At 73.7% G+C, this 21,368-nt stretch carries 18 protein-coding genes; 13 read left to right on the forward strand and 5 right to left on the reverse strand.

Going from position 1 to position 21,368, the window contains the following annotated elements; genetic code table 11:
- The first annotated feature begins 195 nt into the window (after nucleotides 1-195).
- The 6 genes from ABD324_RS03615 to ABD324_RS03640 all read left to right on the forward strand — a co-directional run bounded on the left by ABD324_RS03615 (nucleotide 196) and on the right by ABD324_RS03640 (nucleotide 6,435).
- Nucleotides 196-702, forward strand: coding sequence for a L,D-transpeptidase (locus ABD324_RS03615; protein ID WP_344412300.1), 507 nt, complete (start codon nucleotides 196-198; stop codon nucleotides 700-702).
- A gap of 54 nt (nucleotides 703-756) precedes the next feature.
- Complete coding sequence (locus tag ABD324_RS03620) at nucleotides 757-1,098, forward strand: BlaI/MecI/CopY family transcriptional regulator (RefSeq protein WP_344412302.1); 342 nt, start codon at nucleotides 757-759, stop codon at nucleotides 1,096-1,098.
- Nucleotides 1,099-1,128: 30 nt separating this feature from the next.
- Nucleotides 1,129-2,031: a M56 family metallopeptidase gene (locus ABD324_RS03625; protein WP_344412303.1), complete on the forward strand. Its 903-nt coding sequence runs from the start codon at nucleotides 1,129-1,131 to the stop codon at nucleotides 2,029-2,031.
- Nucleotides 2,032-2,088: 57 nt separating this feature from the next.
- Entirely contained in the window at nucleotides 2,089-3,489 is a 1,401-nt protein-coding gene (locus ABD324_RS03630) for an ATP-binding protein (RefSeq protein ID WP_344412305.1), read from the forward strand.
- Nucleotides 3,482-5,458, forward strand: coding sequence for a vWA domain-containing protein (locus ABD324_RS03635; RefSeq protein ID WP_344412307.1), 1,977 nt, complete (start codon nucleotides 3,482-3,484; stop codon nucleotides 5,456-5,458). Before ABD324_RS03630 ends, ABD324_RS03635 begins: the two co-directional genes overlap by 8 nt.
- A gap of 98 nt (nucleotides 5,459-5,556) precedes the next feature.
- On the forward strand, nucleotides 5,557-6,435 hold the full coding sequence (locus ABD324_RS03640) for a bile acid:sodium symporter family protein (protein ID WP_344412309.1): 879 nt from the start codon (nucleotides 5,557-5,559) through the stop codon (nucleotides 6,433-6,435).
- A gap of 23 nt (nucleotides 6,436-6,458) precedes the next feature.
- Here ABD324_RS03640 and ABD324_RS03645 read toward each other — a convergent pair whose 3' ends face one another.
- Entirely contained in the window at nucleotides 6,459-7,331 is an 873-nt protein-coding gene (locus ABD324_RS03645) for a LysR family transcriptional regulator (RefSeq protein WP_344412311.1), read from the reverse strand.
- A 70-nt stretch (nucleotides 7,332-7,401) separates the two neighbouring features.
- Here ABD324_RS03645 and ABD324_RS03650 point away from each other — a divergent pair, with 70 nt between their 5' ends.
- From ABD324_RS03650 to ABD324_RS03660, 3 genes are all read left to right on the forward strand, one after another.
- A complete protein-coding gene (locus ABD324_RS03650) occupies nucleotides 7,402-8,382 on the forward strand; it encodes a bile acid:sodium symporter family protein (protein WP_344412313.1) in 981 nt (326 codons plus the stop codon).
- 70 nt (nucleotides 8,383-8,452) lie between these two features.
- Complete coding sequence (locus ABD324_RS03655) at nucleotides 8,453-9,235, forward strand: DUF4097 family beta strand repeat-containing protein (RefSeq protein WP_344412315.1); 783 nt, start codon at nucleotides 8,453-8,455, stop codon at nucleotides 9,233-9,235.
- Nucleotides 9,235-9,942, forward strand: coding sequence for a hypothetical protein (locus tag ABD324_RS03660; RefSeq protein WP_344412317.1), 708 nt, complete (start codon nucleotides 9,235-9,237; stop codon nucleotides 9,940-9,942). Before ABD324_RS03655 ends, ABD324_RS03660 begins: the two co-directional genes overlap by 1 nt.
- Here ABD324_RS03660 and ABD324_RS03665 read toward each other — a convergent pair.
- Together ABD324_RS03665 and ABD324_RS03670 are read right to left on the reverse strand one after the other, a co-directional pair.
- Nucleotides 9,919-11,646 carry a sensor histidine kinase gene (locus ABD324_RS03665; RefSeq protein ID WP_344412319.1) on the reverse strand — a complete coding sequence of 576 codons (1,728 nt, stop codon included), beginning with the start codon at nucleotides 11,644-11,646 and terminating at the stop codon, nucleotides 9,919-9,921. The two genes, ABD324_RS03660 and ABD324_RS03665, sit on opposite strands and share 24 nt — an antisense overlap.
- A 102-nt stretch (nucleotides 11,647-11,748) precedes the next feature.
- Nucleotides 11,749-12,561, reverse strand: a complete 813-nt coding sequence (locus ABD324_RS03670; RefSeq protein WP_344412321.1) for a CPBP family intramembrane glutamic endopeptidase — start codon at nucleotides 12,559-12,561, stop codon at nucleotides 11,749-11,751.
- A gap of 135 nt (nucleotides 12,562-12,696) precedes the next feature.
- Here ABD324_RS03670 and ABD324_RS03675 point away from each other — a divergent pair, with 135 nt between their 5' ends.
- Both ABD324_RS03675 and mshC read left to right on the forward strand, forming a co-directional pair.
- Complete coding sequence (locus tag ABD324_RS03675) at nucleotides 12,697-13,332, forward strand: response regulator transcription factor (RefSeq protein ID WP_344413383.1); 636 nt, start codon at nucleotides 12,697-12,699, stop codon at nucleotides 13,330-13,332.
- Nucleotides 13,333-13,391: 59 nt separating this feature from the next.
- Nucleotides 13,392-14,639, forward strand: coding sequence for a cysteine--1-D-myo-inosityl 2-amino-2-deoxy-alpha-D-glucopyranoside ligase (gene mshC / locus ABD324_RS03680; protein WP_344412324.1), 1,248 nt, complete (start codon nucleotides 13,392-13,394; stop codon nucleotides 14,637-14,639).
- A 44-nt stretch (nucleotides 14,640-14,683) separates the two neighbouring features.
- On the opposite strand, the gene ABD324_RS03685 is transcribed toward mshC, so the two are convergent.
- Entirely contained in the window at nucleotides 14,684-15,823 is a 1,140-nt protein-coding gene (locus ABD324_RS03685; RefSeq protein ID WP_344412326.1) for an MFS transporter, read from the reverse strand.
- Between the two features lie 13 nt (nucleotides 15,824-15,836).
- Nucleotides 15,837-16,739, reverse strand: a complete 903-nt coding sequence (locus tag ABD324_RS03690) for a PAC2 family protein (protein WP_344412328.1) — start codon at nucleotides 16,737-16,739, stop codon at nucleotides 15,837-15,839.
- Between the two features lie 76 nt (nucleotides 16,740-16,815).
- On the opposite strand from ABD324_RS03690, the gene metH reads away from it, so the two are divergent.
- Together metH and ABD324_RS03700 are read left to right on the forward strand one after the other, a co-directional pair.
- Complete coding sequence (gene metH, locus ABD324_RS03695) at nucleotides 16,816-20,394, forward strand: methionine synthase (RefSeq protein WP_344412331.1); 3,579 nt, start codon at nucleotides 16,816-16,818, stop codon at nucleotides 20,392-20,394.
- Nucleotides 20,395-20,428: 34 nt separating this feature from the next.
- Nucleotides 20,429-21,178, forward strand: a complete 750-nt coding sequence (locus ABD324_RS03700) for an HAD family hydrolase (protein WP_344412333.1) — start codon at nucleotides 20,429-20,431, stop codon at nucleotides 21,176-21,178.
- The last annotated feature ends 190 nt before the right edge of the window (nucleotides 21,179-21,368 follow it).

Raw genomic sequence — 21,368 nt, forward strand, 5'->3', positions numbered from 1 at the left:
GAGACGCTGTCGCGCCGACCCTAACGGCACCCGGCCCCGCAACCTCGGTTGCTGCGCGCCACGAGTGATCGGCGATCACCCGTCAACGTCCCAGCGGGTGATCTTCGGATTACACCCGTTGGGCTCGTGTCCGCCCCGCCGGCGGCAACTCCGGTGGTTCCCGGTCGTTGAACGGGCAAGGGCTGGGAGGTGCCGGTGGGCGAGCACGGCTGGAGCGGCGGGAGCCGCCGTCGCGGGGTGCGCGGCAGGATCGCGCTCGCGCTCGCGGCGGGCACGCTGCTCGCCGCCACCGCGGCCGGGGTCGCCTCCGCCGCGGACCGGCCCGCGGGCGGCGGGACCGCGGTGCTCGTCCCCGGCACCCCGTGCACCGTCACGGCCCGGGCCTGCGTGGATGTCGACGCCCGCCGGGCCTGGCTGGTCGAGGACGGTGCGGTGACGCGCGGCCCCGTCCGCATCCAGACGGGCGACGCCGAGGACCCCACCCCGCTCGGCACGTTCCGGGTGGAGTGGAAGGCCGAGCAGTACACGAGCCGCCAGTACCTCACCCAGATGCCGTACTCGGTGTTCTTCGCCCCGGGGGGCGTGGCGTTCCACCAGGGCCGCCAGGACACGCCGTCGGCGGGCTGCGTGAAGCTCCTCGAGGCGGACGCCAAGGCCTTCTTCGCGAGCCTCCAGGTGGGCGACGAGGTCCAGGTGACATGAGCGTCACCCTGTGTGCCGAATCATCCGGCTTCTACGCAGGGTAGAATCGGTCGCGTGCCGAGCCTGGGTGAGTTGGAGCGCGCTGTGATGGACGTGCTCTGGGCGGCGGATCACGATCTCACCGCCCGGGATGTGCAGGAGGCGCTCGCCGATCGCGAGCTCGCCACCACCACCGTGTTGACCGTTCTCGGACGGCTGGAGCGCAAGCAGCTGGTCGTCCGCACGCGGGACGGGCGGGCCCACCACTACCGCCCGACCGCCAGCCGGGAGGACCACCTCGCCGAGCTGATGAACGACGCGCTGGACGGCGCCCCGGACCGCGGGGCGGCGATCGCCCGTTTCCTGGGCTCGATCCCGGACGACGAGCGCCGCAAGCTGCGGGACCTGCTGGACTGATCGACTCGCGCGCCCTGCGACACTGACGTCATGGCGCTCGCCGCGCTCGGCCTTCTCCTGCTCGGCATCCTCCTCGCCGAGCCGGTCAGTCGTGGCTTCGCCCGGGCCCGCTGGCCCCACCGGGATCCGGTGGGCGCGCTGCTGGTGTGGCAGGCGATCGGCCTCGCCGGAGGCCTGTCGCTGGTCGGGTGCGGGCTGGTCTACGGGCTGTCGCCGCTGGGCGGCAGCCTGCCCGCGGGCGTCTCGGCCCTGCTCCGCGAGCTGAACTCCGGACACTGGCCGGACCGCCTCGACGCGGTGCACCTGATCGCGATGCTGGCCTCGGTCGGCGTGGGGCTGCGGCTGTTCTGGGTGCTCGGCACCATGTACTGGCGCACCGTCCGGGCGCGCCGCCGGCACCGCGAGCTGCTCGACGTGCTCGCCACGCCCTGGCCGGACTCGCCCGGCACGCGCGTGCTCGACCATCCCCAGCCCGTCGCCTACTGCCTGCCCGGCCGCAGCTCGCGCCTGGTCGTCTCGGCCGGGGTGCTGGAGGCGCTCGAGCCCGAGGAGGTGTGGGCGGTCCTCGCCCACGAGAAGTCCCACCTGCGGGAGCGGCACGATCTCGTGGTCCTGCCGTTCGTCGCCTGGGGAGCGACCGCCCCGTTCGTGCGCGGCATGCTCTGCGCGCAGGTGGCCGTGGCGGCCCTGATCGAGATGCGGGCCGACGACGTCGCCGCCTGCCGTTCGGAGCCCCACGAGCTGGTCGGGGCCCTGAAGACCGTGGGCGGCAGCGCCCCGGCCGCCGCCCTCACGTCCTTCACGGACGCCCTCGAGGCCCGCATCGAACGCATCTCGGCCCATCCGTGCCCGCTGCCGTGGTGGTCGCGTCTTCTCGTGCGGGTCGGCGCGGTGCTGCTGGTGGCGGTCCCCACCGTGCTCCTGTTCCTGTGAGCTGGGGGAACGGGAAACGTTGCGCCGTAATCATCGGGCGGGCGTAGCGTGGTGGGTGTGCCTGTCACACCATCCCCTGATCTTCCTCGCACCCTCGGTGCCCTCCGTGCCTCCGGGCACGTGATCAAGGGCGTCAAGACCGAGATCCGTGACAACCTCCTCGCCGCGTTGCGCGAGGGCCGCGACCCCTGGCCGGGCATCGTCGGCTTCGAGTCGACCGTGCTCCCGCAGCTGGAACGCGCGCTCATCGCCGGCCACGATCTCGTGCTCCTCGGCGAGCGCGGCCAGGGCAAGACCCGCCTGCTCCGCTCGATCGTCGGGCTGCTCGACGAGTGGACCCCCGTGATCGAGGGCTCCGAGCTGGGCGAGCACCCCTACCAACCCATCGCCCCCGCGACGATCGCGCGCGCCGCGGAGCTCGGTGACGACCTGCCGGTCACCTGGCGGCACCGGTCGGAGCGGTACACCGAGAAGCTGGCGACGCCGGACACGGCCGTCGCGGACCTGATCGGCGACATCGACCCGGTCAAGGTCGCCGAGGGTCGCTCGCTGGGCGACCCGGAGACCATCCACTTCGGACTGGTCCCGCGCGCCCACCGCGGCGTCGTGGCCATCAACGAGCTGCCGGACCTGGCCGAGCGCATCCAGGTCTCGCTGCTCAACGTGATGGAGGAGCGGGACATCCAGGTCCGCGGCTACACGCTGCGGCTCCCGCTCGACATCCTGCTCGTGGCCTCGGCGAACCCCGAGGACTACACGAACCGCGGCCGGATCATCACCCCCCTCAAGGACCGCTTCGGCGCGGAGGTACGCACGCACTACCCGCTCGAGGTCAACGACGAGATCGAGCTGGTCGTCCAGGAGGCCGAGCTCTCCGCCGAGGTGCCGCGCCACCTCATCGAGGTCGTCGCCCGCTTCACCCGGCACCTGCGCGAGTCCAGCGCCGTCGACCAGGGCTCCGGCGTGTCCGCGCGGTTCGCCGTGGCGGCCGCCGAGACCGTCGCCGCCGCGGCGCTGCGCCGGGCCGCCATCGTCGGCGAGGCGCGGGCGTACGCGCGCCCCGTCGATCTCGACGCCGTGCCGTCCGTCCTCCGCGGCAAGATCGAGTTCGAGTCCGGGGAGGAGGGGCGCGAGGAGGAGATCCTCGAGCACCTGCTGCGCCGGGCGGTCGCGGACACCGCGCGGTTCGCGCTGCGCGGCGTCGACCTGACCGAGCTGGCCGACGAGGTGGCCACCCATCCCGTCCGTACCGGGGAGCGGGTGCCGGCGGCCGAGGTCGTCGCCAAGCTGCCGGCCGCCGGGGCGCTCACCGAGGTCGCGAAGCGGCTCGGCGCGGAGGGCACCGAGGACCCCGGCCCGATGGCCTCGGCCGCGGAGCTGGCTCTGGAGTACCTCTTCCTCACGCGCAAGCTGGCGAAGGAAGAGACCGACGACGGCGACACGGTCGAATATGGCTGATCCGCGCCGCAGGAAGCTCCGCTACGCCTACGGGCCGTACGCCGGGGGCCCGGACCCGCTCGCGCCCCCCTTCGACATCCGCTCGGCCATGGACCAGATCGGCCGGGACGTCATGGAGGGCTCCTCGCCGCGCCAGGCGCTGCAGGAGCTGCTGCGGCGCGGGCTGGAGGGCCGGCGGGGTCTCGACGACCTGACCCGTCAGGTCTGGGAGCGCCGCCGCGACCTGCAGCGCGACAACCGGCTCGACGGCACGCTCCAGGAGGTCCGCGAGCTCCTGCAGCGTGCCCTCGACGCCGAACGCGAGGCGCTGGGCAACGAGGACTCCGACGACGCCCGCTTCCGGGAGATGCAGCTCGACGCGCTGCCGAACGACACGGGCGGCGCGGTCCGCGAGCTGAACGAGTACGACTGGCGCTCGTCGGAGGCCCGGCAGGCGTACGAGGACATCCGGGACCTGCTCGGCCGCGAGATGCTCGACCAGCGCTTCCAGGGCATGAAACAGGCCCTCGAGTCGATGGGGTCGAACGCGACGCCCGAGGGCCGGGAAGCTCTCGAGCGGATCCACGAGATGATGTCCGATCTCAACGACCTGCTGGAGCACCACGCGGCCGGCCAGGACACGACGGACGAGTTCCGCGAGTTCATGGACAAGCACGGCGAGTTCTTCCCCGAGAACCCGCAGAACACGGACGAGCTGGCGGACCTGCTGGCGGCCCGCGCCGCGGCGGCGCAGCGGATGCTCAACTCGATGTCCGCCGAGCAGCGGGCCGAGCTGATGGAGCTGTCGCAGCAGGCCTTCGGGGATCCGCGGCTGGCCCAGCAGATGGCGCGGCTCGACGCCCAGCTGCAGGGCATGCGCCCGGGTGAGGACTGGCAGGGCTCCGGGCGGTTCCGCGGCGACAACCCGATGGGCATGGGCGAGGCGACCCGGGCGCTCGAGGAGCTCGGCCAGCTCGACAACCTCGCCGAGCAGCTGTCCCAGAGCTACCCGGGGGCCCGGCTGGACGACATCGATCTCGACGCGCTCACCGGGATGCTCGGCGAGCAGGCCGGCGTCGACGCCCGAACGCTGGCCCAGCTGGAGCGCGAGCTGCAGCGGCAGGGCCTGTTCGAACGGGCGGCGGACGGCACGCTCCTGCTGTCGCCCAAGGCGTTGCGGCGGCTGGGGCAGTCGATCCTCCGCGACGTCGCCGAGCAGCTCTCGGGGCGCAACGGACAGCGGGACACCCGCCGCGCCGGCGCCGCGGGGGACGCCACGGGCGCGACCCGGCCCTGGGCGTTCGGCGACACCGAGGCCTGGTCGGTTCCGCGGACGCTGCTGAACGCGGAGCTGCGCAAGGCATCCGGGGACACCCGGAAGCTCGACGTGACGGACGTGGAGATCGTCGAGACGGAGCAGCGGACCCGCGCGGCGGTCGCCCTGCTCGTCGACACCTCCTGGTCGATGGTCGCCGAGGGTCGCTGGGTGCCGATGAAGCGCACCGCGCTGGCCCTGCACCAGCTGATCTCCACCCGGTTCCGCGGCGACGCGCTCCAACTCGTGACGTTCGGGCGGCACGCGCAGTCCGTCGAGCTGGGGGAGCTGGTGGGTCTCGAGGGGGCGTACGCGCAGGGCACCAACCTGCACCATGCGCTTCTCCTTGCGGGACAACACCTCCGCAAGAACTCGGACGCCACCCCGGTGGTGCTGGTCGTCACGGACGGGGAGCCGACCGCCCATCTGGAGCCGGACGGCGAGGCCTACTTCGACTACCCGCCCAGCCCGCACACGCTGCGCGCGACGGTGGCCGAGCTGGACAAGCTGTCCGGCATGAGGGCCGCCTTCACGTTCTTCGTGCTGGGCGACGATCCGAGGCTCGCGGTGTTCATGGACGACGTCGCTCGGCGCGTGGGCGGGCGGGTGGTCACCCCGACCCTGGACGGCCTGGGTGCCGAGGTCGTCGCCGACTATCTGAAGCGGCGGGCCTAGAGACCTTGTGAGTGGCGATAGTCGTCCTGGCGACTATCGCCACTCACGACGGCCGGCCGCTACCGTATCGGGACGAATCGCCCGAAACGGGAGGGACGATGACGTCCTCGATCTTCACCGTCGCGTTGCCGCTCGTCCTGGCCCTGGTGATGTTCGGGCTGGGGCTCGCGCTCACCGTGGCGGACTTCGCGCGGGTGCTCACCCTGCCGAAGGCGGTGCTGGTCACGCTGCTGTGCCAGCTGGTCCTGCTGCCGGCCCTCTGCTTCGGGCTCGTGCTGCTGGTCGGGCTCGGGCCGGATCTCGCGATCGGGATGATGCTGCTCGTGGCGTCGCCGGGCGGGGTGACGGCGAACATCCTGGCCCACCTCGCCGGGGGCGACGTCGCGTTCAGCATCACCGTCACCGCCGTCAACTCGGTGCTCGCCGTGCTCACCCTGCCGCTGGTCACCGCCTTCGCGCTCGCCCGGTTCGGCGACGGCGGCGGGATCGGCCTGCAGCTCGACAAGCTCGCGCAGGTGTTCGCGGTGGTCCTCGTGCCCGTCGCGCTGGGGATGCTGGTGCGGCACCGGTGGGCGGCCTTCGCGGAGCGGATGCAGCGGCCGGTGCGGCTCGCCTCCGTCACCGCCGTGACGCTTGCGATCCTGGCCGCCGTCCTCCAGCAGCTCGACGAGTTCCTCCCGAGCCTCGTCGCGGTCGGGCTCGTCTGTGTGGTGCTGAGCGTGCTCAGCCTCGCGATCGGCTACGGGGTGCCGCGGCTGGCGAACGTGCCGCGCCGGCAGGCCATCGCCTCGTCGCTGGAGATCGGGGTGCACAACGCCGTCCTCGCGATCACGGTCGCGGTCTCGGTGCTGGGGAACCCGGCCGCGGCGATCGCCCCCGCGATCTACGGCGTGGTGATGTTCGGGCCGGCGGGCGCCTTCGCCTGGGCCCTCTCCCGCCGTGCCCTACGGGTCCAGCCGGCGTCCGGAGGCCGCTGACGCCTGGGGACCGTGTGCGCCGCTCAGTGGCGCTCGGGGTCCCCGAGTCGCGGGGTCGGGGTGCGGAGGGTCGCGGCGCTCTCGCTGATCGCGGAGGCGAGGGCCTCGGCGGGGGCGGTCAGGGTCCGGCGGCCCGTCTGGAGGACGAAGTCGAAGTCGTGGAGGGCCGGGAGCCCCTGGACGGGGACGAGGCCGCCGGGGATGAGGGTCTCGGCGTGGGCGACCACGCCCAGCCCGGCGAGGGCCGCGGCGCGCAGGCCGGAGAGCGAGCCGGAGGTGCAGGCCATCCGCCAGCTCAGGCCGGCGGCCTCCAGGGCGGTGATCGCCGCGGCGCGGGAGAGGCTCGGCGGGGGATAGCAGACCAGCGGGACCGTGTGGCCGTCGAGCGGGAAGCCGGGCGCGGCGACCCAGACGAAGCGGTCGTGCCACACCGGTGTGCCGCCGCGGCGGCCCGGGGAGCGCTTGGCGAACAGCAGGTCCAGCTCCCCGGCGTCGAGTGCGGCCTCCAGGGTCTCGCTCAGCCCGACCGTCAGCTCCAGGTCGACGCCCGGGTGCCGGCGCCGGAAGTCGTCGAGGATCGTGGGGAGGCGGGTGAGGACGAGGTCCTCGGAGACGCCGAAGCGCAGCCGGCCGCGGACCCGGGCGCCGCGGAAGTGGGCGACGGCGCGGTCCCCGGCGTCGAGGATCGTGGCGGCGAACTCGACCATCGCCTCGCCGTCCCCGGTCAGCGCGACGGAGTGAGTGTCCCGCACCAGGAGCACCCGTCCGACCTGGTCCTCCAGCTTGCGGACGTGCTGGCTCACCGTCGACTGCCGCAGCCCGAGGCTCTCGGCGGCGCGGGTGAAGCTCAGGGCGCGCGCCACGGCGACGAAGGAACGCAGCAGCACCGGATCCACGTCCTCATCATAGATCGTGATGACAGAGAGAGCGGTGTGCGCGTTTCCCACTGAACGGCGGCGGGAGACGATGGTCCCCGTGCTGAAGCGCCTCCGCGTCGACCCGTTCCTGGTGATGATCCTCGCGACCGTCGGGATCGCGGCGCTCCTGCCCGCCCGCGGCGCCGTCGCGCACGGGTTCTCGACCGCCACGGTCGTCGCGATCGGCCTGCTCTTCTTCCTCTACGGCGCCCGGCTCTCGACGCGCGAGGCGATCCGCGGGCTGACGCACTGGCGGCTGCACGGCACCGTGGTGCTCGCGACGTTCGTGCTGTTCCCGCTGCTCGGGCTCCTGATCCAGCTGGTCCCCACGAGCGTGTTGCCGGCCGAGCTGAAGCTCGGCGTGCTGTTCCTGTGCTGCCTGCCCTCGACGGTGCAGTCGTCGATCGCGTTCACCTCGGTGGCGCGGGGCAACGTGCCGGCGGCGCTCTGCGCGGCGTCGCTGTCGAACCTGCTGGGCATCGTGATCACGCCGCTGCTGACCGGGCTGCTGCTGTCCTCGCAGGGCGGGCTGTCGGGGCAGGCGGTGGTCGACGTCGCGCTCCAGCTGCTCGCGCCGTTCGTGCTCGGCCAGCTGCTCCGCCGCTGGGTCGGCGACTGGATCGTGCGGAACAAGAAGTACCTGCAGGTCGTGGACCGGGGCTCGATCCTGCTGGTCGTCTATGTCGCGTTCAGCGAGGGCATGGTCGAGGGGATCTGGGGGCGGCTCTCGCTCGGCGCCCTCGCCGCCCTGATCGGGACGTGCGTGGTGCTGCTGGCCGTCGTCCTCTCGATCACCTGGTTCGTGCCGCGGCGCTTCCCGCGCGAGGACCGGATCACGATCCTGTTCTGCGGGTCGAAGAAGAGCCTGGCCAGCGGGCTGCCGATGGCCGGGGTGCTCTTCGCGGGCGGCCAGATCGGCCTGCTCGTGCTGCCGCTGATGCTCTTCCACCAGATCCAGCTGATGGCGTGCGCGGCGATCGCGGGGCGGCTCGCCCGGCAGGGCGCGCCCGCCGAACCCGTGCCCGCGTAAGGGAAAACCCTGCCCGGGGTCCGGGGTGCGCCCGCTACCGGGCCCCGGCCGCCCGGCGGACCCTCGGTGCATGCCCACGACCACACCGGGGACGACCCCCGACAGCGACCACAACGACCACGGCGAGCAGAGCCCGCACAACACCGTCCGCCTGCCGGACCCGCCACGGGGGACGGATCCGCCGGGCCCGCGCCGCAGACCGGGCAGGCGCGGACTGCTGATCGGCGCGGTGATCGCCGTCGCCCTGCTCCTCGCGGGGACCGGCGCGGCGATCGCCTTCGGGGTGTCGCGCGCCACGGCGTTGGAGAGCCGGACGATCACCGAGACGTTCGCCGGGGCGCGCGAGATCGTCGTCGACCTCGACGAGGGTTCGGTGCGGCTCACCGCCGCCACCGGCCCGGACGTGCAGGTCCGCACGATCCCCGCCTGGACGCCCGGCTACGAGCCGGCGCACTCGCGGGCCCTGACCGACGGCGTTCTCACGGTCCGGGGCGACTGCCCGGACTTCGACCTCGGCTGCGAGGTCGACCAGGAGATCGCCGTGCCGGCGGGGGTCGCGGTGCGCATCTCGACCGTCGACGGCGCGGTGCACGCCGCCGGTCTCGACGTCCCGCGCTTCGCGGCCACGACCGTCAACGGGGCCGTCGACGCCGCCTTCGACCGCGCACCCCAGCGGGTCGAGGTGGGGACGGTGAACGGCGCGGCGACCGCCACCGTGCCGCCCGGCCCGTACCGGGTGAGCGCCTCCGCGGTCGTCGGCGCGGTGACCCTCGGGATCCCGCACGACCCCACCGCCGCGGCCACCATCGACGCGCACACCGTGAACGGCGCCGTCACCGTGCGGAGCTCCTGATGGTCACCACGGACACGGTGCCCCGGCGCACGGCCACGGAGGTCACCGCCCGCATCCTCATCGCCGTCGTCACCGGCTCGGTGGCGGTCGCGCTGCTGGTCGGCGGCGGTGCCCTGGCCTGGGCGCAGGCGGCGCTGCGCGGCCCGGACGGGTACTACACCGCGGCCGGCCTGGTGGCGACGAGCAGCGGGCACGCTCTGGTCGTCGACGATCTCGGCCTCGGCTACCTCGGCGTGCGGCCGCCCGGCGGGGTCGACTTCCGGGTGAGCGCCCGCTCGTCCGGTACCGGCTCGGTGTTCGTCGGCCTCGGGCCGCGCGCGGAGGTCGCGCGCTACCTGGCCGGGGTCGCGACGGACCGGATCACGGACGTCGACCCCCGGGCCGGCTCGGTCGACCTCCTGCCGACCCCCGGTGTCCGCACCCCGGCACCCGCTGCGGCGCAGACCTTCTGGGTCGCCTCGGCGCAGGGGCCGGGGGAGCAGCGGGTCGACTGGTCCGGGCGCCCCGGTGACTGGAGCGTGGTCGTGATGAACGCGGACGGCCGCGCCGGCGTCGACGTCCTCGCCTCCGGCGGGATCGCGCTCCCGGTCCTCACCCCGCTCGCGATCGGCCTGCTGATCGGCGGGCTGCTCGTCGCGGGGGCCACCGTGGCCCTGGTCCCCTCACGGAGGGCGCAGCCGGCCTCACGCGGAGGGCAGCGGGAGTAGGGCCCCGACGACGGTGCCGCCCCCGGGGCGCTCGGCCACGCGCAGCGCGCCGCCGAGCGCCTCGACCCGGTCGGCGAGGCCCCGCAACCCGGTGCCGCGCAGGGGATCCGCGCCCCCGGCACCGTCGTCCGCGATCTCGATCAGCAGCTCCCCGGGCCGGCGCTCCACGTGCACCGTGGCGGCGCCGGCCCCGGCGTACTTGGCCGTGTTGGCCAGCGCCTCCGATGCCACGTAGTACGCCGCGAACGCCACCGGTTGCGGCGGTTCCGGCCCGGGTTCGATGCTCAGGGTGGCCGGCACCGCGGAGCGCAGGACGAGCGACTCGAGGGCGACGCCGAGGCCCCGGTCCAGGATCGCCGGGTGCACCCCCCGCGCCAGCTCGCGCAGCTCGGCGAGGGATCGGGCGAGCTCGTCGCTCGCGGAGGCCACCAGCAGCTCGGCGTCGGCGGGATCGTCCCGGATGCGGCGACGGATCAGGGACAGCTGCAGCCCGAGCGTGACGAGCCGCTGCTGGGCCCCGTCGTGGAGGTTCCGTTCGATGCGGCGGCGCTCCGCGTCCCCGGCCGCGATCGTGGCCGCGAGCCGGCGTTGCACCTCCGCCTGGAGCATCCGGTTCTCCCGGGCCAGCGCCGCGGCCGCGCCGACCGCCTCGACCAGCTCCGGATCGTCGTCGAGCGACGAGTCGTGGACGAGCACGGCCAGCCGGGTGCCGCCCCGCTCGACGACGGTCACGGACCTCCCGGGCGCCGCCACCGGGAGCGCCTCGCCGTAGGAGATCTCCAGCCCCGGGTCGCCGAGGGCCCTGGCCAGCGCGTCGCGCAGCGCGTCGGGCTGCATGTCCCGCATCCCGGCGAAGAGCCCGGCCAGCGTGCCGCGGGCCAGCCGCGAGCGCAGCAGCCCGGCGAGGAAGGCGATCGGCACGGCCGCGATCGAGCAGGCCGCCACCCACAGCAGCCACTGGATCCGGCCGCCGCCCACGAGGTCGACGAGCAGCAGGGCCGCGAACAGTAGCAGGCACCCGCACCCGGCCAGCGCGGGCAGCAGCGCCCGCCGGCCCGGCGCGGCCGCCGCCCGCCACCGGAGCCCGACGATCACGGTGGTGGCCAGGGACACCGCCACCAGCACCGCCTTCTGGACCCGGTCGACCACTGCGGCGGCGCCCGGCGCGTCGACGATCCCGAACAGCGTGTCCTCGCCGGGGGAGAACACCAGCCAGAGCGGCGCCAGGACCAGCAGCTCCACGACGATCGCACCGATGACCACCCGGTCGGCCACCGTCCGCGTGCGGCCTCCCGTGAGGAACGTCAGCAGCAGCGCGACGAAGGGGAGGATCCACAGGTCGGGCAGCCAGAGGGCGACCGTGCGGGCGACGGGCGAGTCGAGCTGGCCCAGCAGCGGGGAGACGTAGAACGCGAACCCGGTGCCGATCATGAGCAGCCCGACGCGGCTGTCCGGGCGGCGCCGCCAGGCGAGCAGCCCGCACACGGCGAACGAGAACCCGATCAGCCGGAACACGACGTCGACCGGCACGACCTCGACGTGCCGGAACAGCACCGGCGCCAGCGCCCCGACGCCGCCGAGCACCGTCACGGCCCAGAGCAGGACCCAGGCCGCACCGGTCGGGCGCGGGGCGGTGAACCGGCGCAGCAGACCGGCGCTCCCCGTCGCGGGGAGCGCCTCGGGCGGAACGGCTGACGCGGTCATGGCCCCCCGACCGGGCGGCGGCCCCGCACACGCGGGCGTCCCGGTCCGGCGCGAAAGGTACATCGCGCCGAATCGGGACGACACCGCCTGTCGGAGGCTGGTTCAGTGCACGGTGCTGATTTCGTCGCTGGACTCCCCGCGGACGACGGCCTCGGCCGGCGCCGCCCGCCACGCCGCACGGTCCCCGAGCACCAGGCCGGCCGCGAGCAGGACCCACAGCCCGCCGGTCAGCCAGTCCATCCGGGCGGCGTCCGCACCGGCGAAACCGAGCGCGGCGTAGCTCACGGTGCCCTGGGCGATGTGGAACAGCAGCGGCATCAGCAGGCTGCCGCGGCTGCGGTTCACGATCCACACGTAGACGTAGGTGATCGCGAACGTCACCGCGAGGCCGATCGGCGCGAGCGAGCCGGTGGTGACGAGCGGCAGGTGCCAGAGCGCCACGACCAGGCCCAGGACCGTCGCCACGACCAGCGGCGACCGGGTGGCCTGCATGCGCGGCTGGGCGTAGCCGCGCCAGCCGGGCTCCTCGCCCAGGGGACCGTCGAGCGGGTTGACGAACCGGATCGCGGCGACGAGCGCGATGTCGCCCCAGGCCATGGCCGCGAGATCGGGCGCGGCCGCACCCCAGAGGGTCACGTTCGCGGTGGCGGCCAGGGCCAGGACGACGAGCGGGGTGCCGATCGCGATGACCCACATCGGCCAGCCGACCCGCCAGCGGATCAGCCGGGAGCCGAGATCGCGGTACCCGGCCACGCCCTCGGTGAGCCCGATGACGATCAGCGCCGCCACCAGGGGGCCCGCCGGCCAGTGCGCGGTCGGGGCGATGCCGAGGGCCTGGAAGGGCCAGGACCACCAGGTGAGGACGAAGGTGAGGGCGAAGAACACGGCGAGCCGGTGGCGGCGGACGAACGACATCGGGACCTCCTGGGGTAGGGGACCCACGGTCGTCCGGGCGGGGCTGCGCCGGTACCGGGCCGACCCGGCAGTGGCGGCAGGGTTGACCCCGTAGCCGGGCCGGGCGCGGCGGGCCAGGATCGTGGCGTGCGTGTGATGCTGGCCGACGACTCCGTGCTCTTCCGCGAGGGCATCGCGCGGGTGCTGCGCGACGCCGGGCTCGAGGTGATGGGGCAGGCCGGGGACGTGGCCGGGCTGATGGAGCTGGTGGGGGCCGCCCCGCCGGACGCCGTCGTCGTCGACATCCGGATGCCGCCCACCCACACCACCGAGGGCCTCGACGCCGCCGCCCGGCTGCGTGAGGAGTACCCGCAGGTCGGCGTGCTGGTCCTGTCCGCGCACGTCGAGCCGGCCTACGCGCTCGAGCTCGTGGAGACCGGAGCGCACGGCGCGGGCTACCTGCTCAAGGACCGGATCACCGACGTCGAGGAGCTGGTGGAGGCGGTCCGGCGCGTCGGGGCGGGCGGGCTGGTGATCGATCCGGGGGTGGTCGCGCAGCTCGTCGGCCGGGCGCGGGCGCACAGCCCGCTGGACGATCTCTCCGAACGGGAGCGCGAGGTGCTCACGGTGATGGCGGAGGGGCGCTCCAACCAGGCCATCTGCCAGCGACTGTTCCTCAGCCCCAAGACCGTCGAGGCCTACGTGCGGTCGGTGTTCACGAAGCTCGGCCTGCACCAGGGGGCGGACGACAACCGCCGGGTGCTGGCCGTCCTCGCCTTCCTGCGCGGCTGAGCCCCCGGAGTGGTGGAGATCCGACCGAGGATCGCCCCCCGAGCAATTACTGTGGACGTATGCAGACCTGGGCCCCCGTGGAGATTCCAGTCCTCCCCGCCGAGCTGGGCAGCGGTCCGCCGCTCCGCCTCTACGACACCTCCACCGCGCGCGTGCGGCCCACCGCGCCCGGACCGACCGCCACCATGTACGTCTGCGGGATCACGCCCTACGACGCCACGCACCTCGGCCACGCCGCCACCTACCTCGCGTTCGACCTGGTCAACCGCTACTGGCGGGACCTGGGCCACGCGGTGGACTACGTGCAGAACATCACCGACATCGACGATCCGCTCCTCGAGCGCGCCGAGCGCGACCAGGACGACTGGGTGGTCCTCGGCATGCGGGAGACGGCGCTGTTCCGCGAGGACATGGAGGCGCTGCGGGTCGTCCCGCCGCAGCACTACATCGGGGCCGTCGAGGCGATCCCGGAGATCGTCGAGCTGGTGGGCAAGCTGCTCGCGTCCGGCGCCGCCTACCGGGTCGACGACGCCGAGTACCCGGACGTCTACTTCGACTCGTCGGTGACCGGCCGCTTCGGCTACGAGTCCACCTACGACGAGGAGACGATGGTCCGCCTCTCCCGCGAGCGGGGCGGGGACCCGGACCGGCCCGGGAAGCGGCACGCGATCGACCCGCTGCTCTGGCGGATGGCCCGCGAGGGCGAGCCGAGCTGGGAGTCCGACCTCGGCGCCGGCCGGCCGGGCTGGCACATCGAGTGCGCGGCGATCGCGCTGAACCGCCTCGGCCCGCAGATCGACCTCAACGGCGGCGGCTCGGACCTGATCTTCCCGCACCACGAGTGCGGCGCCGCCCACGCCGAGGCGCTGACCGGCGAGCACCCCTTCGCCCGGCACTACACGCACAGCGGCATGATCGGCCTCGACGGCGAGAAGATGTCGAAGTCCCGGGGCAACCTGGTGTTCGTCTCCAAGCTGCGCTCGCAGGGCGTCGACCCCAACGCCGTCCGCGCGGCGCTGATCTCCGGGCACTACCGCGAGGACCGTCCGTGGACGGACGGGCTGCTCACCGAGGCGGAGACCCGGCTCGCCCGCTGGCGCGAGGCCGTGAACCTCGACGCCGGCCCGGACACCGCGGAGCTGGTCGCGAACCTGCGCCTGCACCTGGCGGACGACCTGGACACCCCCCGCGCGCTGGCGGCGATGGACGCGTGGGCGGCGTCCGCCCTGGAACGCCGCGGCACCGACCCCGAGGCCCCCCGCACCGCCCGCGCCGCGGTGGACGCCCTCCTCGGCATCGCCCTGTAGGGCCCACCAGAACCCGGTGCGTGGGAGGCGGTGCCGGAACGCCGTCACTCACGCCCGGAGGAAGGGCGGGGGAGGGCCAGGGGCGCGCCGATCGCGAGCAGGCCGGCGGGGAGCAGGAAGCCCACCAGCGGGTCCGCGTGGTACACGGGCGGCAGGACGGCCGGGCTGGTCGCGTAGCCGGTGAACCGCAGGGCCTGGACCACCGACACCGCGCCGCCGCGGTTGGCGCCCGGCCCGCTCAGGACCAGCGTGTTCATCCCGACGACGATCAGCTGGCTCGCCGCGCCCGCCGCCGCCCAGAACGCCACGACCAGCCACAGCGAGGGCGCGAGCCCGATGCCGGCGACGAGCAGGCCGCCGGCCAGCGCGCCGGTCACGACGCACCGGCGCCCGCCGACCCGGTCCACGGCGGAGCCGATCACCCGGGCGGTGACGATCCCGACCGCGCCCAGGGCCGTCAGCACCAGGCCGCGCAGACCGGCGTCCAGGGCGAACACGTCGTCGAGCCGGAGGGCGACGAGGAAGCCCAGGCCCGCGAGGCACGCCCCGGCCAGCGCGGAGACGATGCCGAGGCGCAGCACGGTCGGCGTCCACGCGCTGCGCAGCGACGGCCGGGCCACGGTCTCGCCGCGCTGTTCGACGGGGATGCCGAGGACCGCGAGCACCGCGGAGACCACGGCCACGCCCGCGAAGGCCCATCTCCAGCTCGCCTCCGCGGCGAGCCCGCCGATCAGCGGGGCGAAGGTCTGCCCGGCGGCCTGCAGCGAGCCGTACCAGCCGAGGACACGGCCGAGGACGCCCGGCGACGCCGAGGCGCCGAGCGCGGCCATCAGCAGCGGGGTGGTGAAGGCGTTGGCGATGCCACCGAGCGCCCGCGCGCCGAGGAACGCCACCCAGCCCGGCGCCAGCGCGCAGGCCAGCGAGGACACCAGGAACAGCAGGTACGCCAGCCGGACGGTCCGGGCGCGGCCCCAGCGCTCGCCGAGCGTGCCCGAGACGAGCATCACGGCGGCGAAGGGCACCATGTAGACCGTCAGCGACAGGGACGCGGTGCCGGGGGAGACGTGGAAGTCCGCCCCGAGCTCCGGGAGCATCGAGGCGGTGATCCCGCCGCCGAACGGGCCGATGAAGCCACCGGCGTAGAGGGCGCCCCGCCCCAGCCTCCCGCGACCCGGCGGTCCCACGGACGCTGCCGTCTCAGTCCCCGCCGCCCGGGCCGCCCGTTCCCCGCCGGCGCAGGTACCGCTCGAAGTCCGCGGCGATCTCGTCCCCGCTGGCCTCGGTGAGGTCGACCGGCTGCTCTTCCTCCTCCTCGACCGCCTGGAGCTCGAGCTGCCGGACGTACTCGCGCACCTCGTCGTCCGCCTCGGCCATCTCGTTGACCGTGCGCTCCCACTCCTCGGCCTGGTCCGGCAGGCCGCCGAGCGGGACCTCGACGTCGAGCGCCTCCTCGACCCGCAGCAGCAGCGCGATCGCCGCCTTGGGCACCCGGGCCTGCGAGACGTAGTGCGGCACCTCGGCCCAGTACGACAGCGACGGGATGCCGGCCTCGATGCAGGCGCTCTGGAACACCCCGACGATCCCGGTCGGCCCCTGGTAGTTCGACGGCTCCACGCCCAGCTTGCTGGTCGACGCCGCGTCGTAGCCCGAGCCGCGCACGGGCGTGGGCCGGGTGTGCGGCACGTCCGTGAGCATGGCGCCGAGGTTGATGACCTTCGTCACGCCCAGCTTCTCGATCAGGCCGAGCAGCTCGGCGCAGAAGGACTTCCAGCGCAGGTTCGGCTCGATCCCGTTGACGAGCACGACGTGCCGCCCGGTGCCCGGCATCTTGGCCGTGGACAGCCGCGTGGTCTGCCACTCGATCCGCCGGGTCACGCCGTCCGTCATGGTGACGAGCGGCCGCGTGACCTGGAAGTCGTAGTAGTCCTCCGGGTCGATCGAGGCCAGCGGCTCCGCGTCCCAGCTGAGCTCGAGATGCTCCAGGGCGGTGCTGGCGGCCTCTCCCGCGTCGTTCCAGCCCTCGAATGCGGCGATGAGCACCGGGTCGACGAGGTCCGGAAGATCGGAGGGCACCCCCGAGCGCTGCTCTCGATCGGTCATCATCACAGCCTACGACGCGGGCGGGTAACACGACGGGACCAACCCCCGACGCCGGTACTGTGAGGGGGTGTCAGCCGTGAACGCAGCCGCGTCAGATCACAGCTTCGACACCACGCTCCTGGAGACGTTGAGCCAGCGCGTGGTGGTCGCCGACGGTGCGATGGGCACCATGCTCCAAGACGTCGATCTCTCCCTCGACGACTTCGCCGGGCTCGAGGGGTGCAACGAGATCCTCAACGCCACCCGGCCGGACGTCGTGCGGGGCATCCACCGCGCCTACTACGAGGCGGGTGCGGACGCGGTCGAGACCAACACGTTCGGCGCCAACCTGCCGAACCTGGCCGACTACGACATCGCGGACCGGATCCGCGAGCTGGCCGAGAGCGGCGCCCGCCTGGCCCGCGAGGCCGCGGACGAGGTCGGCGGGCAGCGCTACGTGCTGGGCTCGATCGGCCCGGGCACCAAGCTCCCCACCCTCGGCCACGAGAAGTTCGGCACCCTGCGGGACGCCTACACCGAGACCGGGCGGGGCCTGCTCGCCGGCGGTGCGGACGCGTTCCTCATCGAGACCTGCCAGGACCTGCTCCAGGTCAAGTCGGCGGTGCTGGGCGTGCAGGAGGCCATGCGCCTCGAGGGCCGCCGCATCCCGATCATCACCAGCGTCACCGTCGAGACCACCGGCACCATGCTGCTGGGCTCCGAGATCGGCGCGGCCCTGACCGCGCTCGAGCCGCTGGGCATCGACCTGATCGGCCTGAACTGCGCCACCGGGCCCGCCGAGATGAGCGAGCACCTGCGCACGCTCTCCAAGCAGTCCCGGATCCCGCTGTCGGTGATGCCGAACGCCGGCCTGCCCGTCCTGGGCAAGAACGGCGCCGAGTACCCGCTGTCCGCCGAGGAGCTGGCCGAGGCGCTGTCCACCTTCGTGCGGGACTACGGGCTGCGGCTCGTCGGGGGTTGCTGCGGCACCACGCCCGCCCACGTCCGCGCGGTCGCCGAGGCGATCCCGCGGATCACCCCGGCCGAGCGGAAGCCGCGCCCGGAGGCGGGCGTGTCGTCGCTGTACGCGCCGGTGCCGTTCCGCCAGGACACCTCGGTGCTCATGGTGGGGGAGCGGACCAACGCCAACGGCTCCAAGAAGTTCCGCGACGCCATGCTCGAGGAGCGCTGGGAGGACTGCGTCGCGATCGCCCGCGAGCAGACCCGCGAGGGCGCCCACCTCATCGACCTCTGCGTGGACTACGTCGGGCGCGACGGCGCCGCGGACATGACGGAGCTGGCCGGCCGGCTCGCCACCGCGTCCACCCTGCCCGTGATGCTCGACTCCACCGAGCCCGAGGTCCTCAAGGCCGGGCTCGAGCTGCTCGGCGGGCGCTCGATCGTCAACTCCGTCAACTTCGAGGACGGCGACGGTCCCGGCTCGCGCTACCAGCGCACGATGGAGCTGGTCCGGGCGCACGGCTGCGCCGTCGTCGCGCTGTGCATCGACGAGGAGGGCCAGGCCCGCACCCGGGACTGGAAGGTCCGCATCGCCGAGCGGCTGATCGGCGACCTCACCGCCAACCACGGGATGCGCGTCGAGGACATCGTCGTCGACACACTGACCTTCCCGATCACCACCGGGCAGGAGGAGGTCCGCCGGGACGGCCTCGAGACCATCGAGGCCATCCGCGAGCTCAAGCGGCGCTTCCCCGAGGTCCAGACCACCCTCGGCGTGTCCAACATCTCGTTCGGCCTCAACGCGGCCGCCCGCCAGGTGCTCAACTCGGTGTTCCTGCACGAGTGCGTGGACGCCGGGCTCGACACCGCGATCGTCTCCGCGGCCAAGATCCTGCCGATGGCGAAGATCCCGGACGAGCAGCGGGCCGTGGCGCTCGACCTCGTCTACGACCGCCGCCGCCCCGAGACCGCGGACACCCCGGCCTACGACCCGCTCAACCGGTTCATGGAGCTGTTCGAGGGCGTCACGGCCTCGTCGGCCAGGGCGGGGCGGGCCGAGGAGCTGGCCGCGCTGCCGCTGTTCGAGCGCCTCGAGCGCCGGATCGTCGACGGCGAGCGCAACGGCCTGGAGGCCGACCTCGACGAGGCGATGCTCACCCGGCCGCCGCTGGAGATCGTCAACGACACGCTGCTGGCCGGTATGAAGACCGTCGGCGAGCTCTTCGGCTCCGGGCAGATGCAGCTGCCGTTCGTGCTCGCCTCGGCCGAGGTGATGAAGACGGCGGTGGCACACCTCGAGCCGCACATGGAGAAGTCCGACGACGAGGGCAAGGGCACGATCGTCCTGGCCACCGTGAAGGGCGACGTCCACGACATCGGCAAGAACCTCGTCGACATCATCCTGAGCAACAACGGCTACACGGTCGTCAACCTGGGCATCAAGCAGCCGATCGCCACGATCCTGCAGGCCGCCGAGGAGAACCGGGCGCACGCCGTGGGCATGAGCGGGCTGCTCGTCAAGTCCACGGTGATCATGAAGGAGAACCTGCAGGAGATGAACTCCCGCGGGAAGAAGCTCCCGGTGCTGCTCGGCGGCGCCGCGCTGACCCGCTCCTACGTGGAGAACGACCTGTCGGAGGTCTACGAGGGCCGGGTCTCCTACGCGCGGGACGCCTTCGAGGGCCTGCGGCTGATGGACCAGACCATGTCCCGGCTGCGCGGCACCGCCCCGGAGGCGGACGCCGAGGAGGACCGCAAGACCGCCGAGCGCAAGGAACGCCACGAGCGCTCGAAGCGGATCGCGGCCAAGCGCAAGGCGGCCGAGGCGGAGGTGCTCGGCCCGCTCCCGGAGCGGTCGGACGTGGCGCTCGACAACCCCCTCCCGACGCCGCCGTTCTGGGGCACCCGGGTGGTCAAGGGCGTCGCCCTCGCCGAGTACTCCGGGATGGTCGACGAGCGCGCGCTGTTCCTGGGCCAGTGGGGGCTGCGCGGCACCAAGGGCGGCGACGGGCCCTCGTACGAGGAGCTCGTGGAGACCGAGGGCCGGCCGCGGCTGCGGTACTGGCTCGAGCGGCTCACCGCGGACGGCGTGCTCGCGCACGCGTCCCTCGTCTACGGGTACTTCCCGGCCGTCGCCGAGAAGGACTCGCTGCTGGTGCTCACCGAGCCCCGGGCGGACTCGCCCGAGCGCTTCCGGTTCACCTTCCCGCGCCAGCGCCGGGACCGGAACCTGTGCCTGGCGGACTTCTGGCGCCCGCGCGAGGTCGCGCTGGCCAACGGCGAGATCGACGTGCTGCCGCTGCACCTGGTCACGATGGGCCAGCCCATCGCGGACTACGCCAACGAGCTCTTCGCGAAGGACGCCTACCGGGACTACCTGGAGGTCCACGGCCTGGGCGTGCAGCTCACCGAGGCGCTCGCGGAGTACTGGCACCGCCGGATCCGTGAGGAGATGACCTGGTCCACGGGCCGGACGCTGGCGGAGGACGACCCCGACGACATCCGGGAGTTCTTCAACCTCGGCTACCGCGGGGCGCGCTACTCGCTGGGCTACGGCGCCTGCCCCACCATGGAGGATCGTGTGAAGATCATCTCCATGCTGGAGCCCGGGCGGATCGGCGTCGAGCTCTCGGACGAGCTGCAGCTGCATCCGGAGCAGTCGACGGACGCCCTGATCGCCCACCATCCGGAGGCGAAGTACTTCAATGCCGGCTGAGGCCTGCTCGTCAGGGCCGAACATCGGCGCCGAGATGCCGACTGACCCGGTGAGCGAACGGCACTCTCGCTCACTAGGTGTGAACGAGGGCGCCGTTCGCTCATCGCCCGCCGCGGTCCTGTTCGACATGGACGGGACGCTGATCGACTCCGAGAAGGTCTGGGACCGCTCGCTCGTCGCGGTCCTGCGCTGGCTCGGCGGCACGGACCTGTCCGCCGCGGCGCGGACCGAGACCCTCGGCGGGAACCTGCAGAGCAGCCTCGCGATCGTCTTCCGGGAGGCCGGCGTCACCCCGACGCCGGAGGTCCGGGAGGAGGCGGCGGCGCGGCTGGTCGCCTCGACGGCGGAGCTGTTCGAGGGCGGGCTGCCCTGGCGGCCCGGCGCCCGGGACGCGCTGCGGACGGCCCGGGCGGGCGGCCTCGCCGTGGCGCTGGTGACCAACACCGGCCGGTACCTCACGGACAAGGCGCTCGTCGGGATCGGGGCCGAGCACTTCGACGTCACGGTCTGCGGGGACGAGGTGCCGGCGGGCAAGCCGGCCCCGGACCCCTACCTGCGGGCGGCCTCGCTGCTCGGGGTCGATCCCGCGGACTGCGTGGCCGTCGAGGACTCGCCGACCGGGATCGCCGCCGCCGAGGCCGCGGGAACGGCGGTCCTCGCCGTGCCGTGCGAGGTGCCGATCCCGGACGGGCCGCAGCGGGTCGTCCGGGAGAGCCTCGTGGGGCTGACCGCGGCGGACCTCGCGGCGGTGCACCGCGAGGTGCGCGCCCGGGCGCGCGCCTGACCGGAACCCCCGCAGGTCGGCGAGGGTGCGCAAGGTACCGTCGGGCGTGTCGGAGACGCGACGAGCGGAGCCTCCGTCCGGGTGAACCGCCCGGGCGGTCCACCGCCCGGCGCAACCCGTGGTCCGGCGATCTCACGATGGTCCGCGGAGTTCTGACCAGGCGGTGAGGGCGCGGACACTGAGAGTCGGA

The organism is Pseudonocardia ailaonensis, assembly GCF_039531635.1.
In the GTDB taxonomy this organism is placed as follows: domain Bacteria; phylum Actinomycetota; class Actinomycetes; order Mycobacteriales; family Pseudonocardiaceae; genus Pseudonocardia; species Pseudonocardia ailaonensis.

Coding starts and splice junctions, on each gene's coding strand:
- ABD324_RS03625 (WP_344412303.1), top strand. CDS start 1,129: ATGGCGCTCGCCGCGCTCGGCCTTCTCCTGCTCGGCATCCTCCTCGCC.
- ABD324_RS03635 (WP_344412307.1), top strand. CDS start 3,482: ATGGCTGATCCGCGCCGCAGGAAGCTCCGCTACGCCTACGGGCCGTAC.
- ABD324_RS03640 (WP_344412309.1), top strand. CDS start 5,557: ATGACGTCCTCGATCTTCACCGTCGCGTTGCCGCTCGTCCTGGCCCTG.
- ABD324_RS03650 (WP_344412313.1), top strand. CDS start 7,402: ATGGTCCCCGTGCTGAAGCGCCTCCGCGTCGACCCGTTCCTGGTGATG.
- ABD324_RS03655 (WP_344412315.1), top strand. CDS start 8,453: ATGCCCACGACCACACCGGGGACGACCCCCGACAGCGACCACAACGAC.
- ABD324_RS03660 (WP_344412317.1), top strand. CDS start 9,235: ATGGTCACCACGGACACGGTGCCCCGGCGCACGGCCACGGAGGTCACC.
- ABD324_RS03665 (WP_344412319.1), bottom strand. CDS start 11,646: ATGACCGCGTCAGCCGTTCCGCCCGAGGCGCTCCCCGCGACGGGGAGC.
- ABD324_RS03670 (WP_344412321.1), bottom strand. CDS start 12,561: ATGTCGTTCGTCCGCCGCCACCGGCTCGCCGTGTTCTTCGCCCTCACC.
- ABD324_RS03675 (WP_344413383.1), top strand. CDS start 12,697: ATGCTGGCCGACGACTCCGTGCTCTTCCGCGAGGGCATCGCGCGGGTG.
- mshC (WP_344412324.1), top strand. CDS start 13,392: ATGCAGACCTGGGCCCCCGTGGAGATTCCAGTCCTCCCCGCCGAGCTG.
- ABD324_RS03690 (WP_344412328.1), bottom strand. CDS start 16,739: ATGACCGATCGAGAGCAGCGCTCGGGGGTGCCCTCCGATCTTCCGGAC.
- ABD324_RS03700 (WP_344412333.1), top strand. CDS start 20,429: ATGCCGACTGACCCGGTGAGCGAACGGCACTCTCGCTCACTAGGTGTG.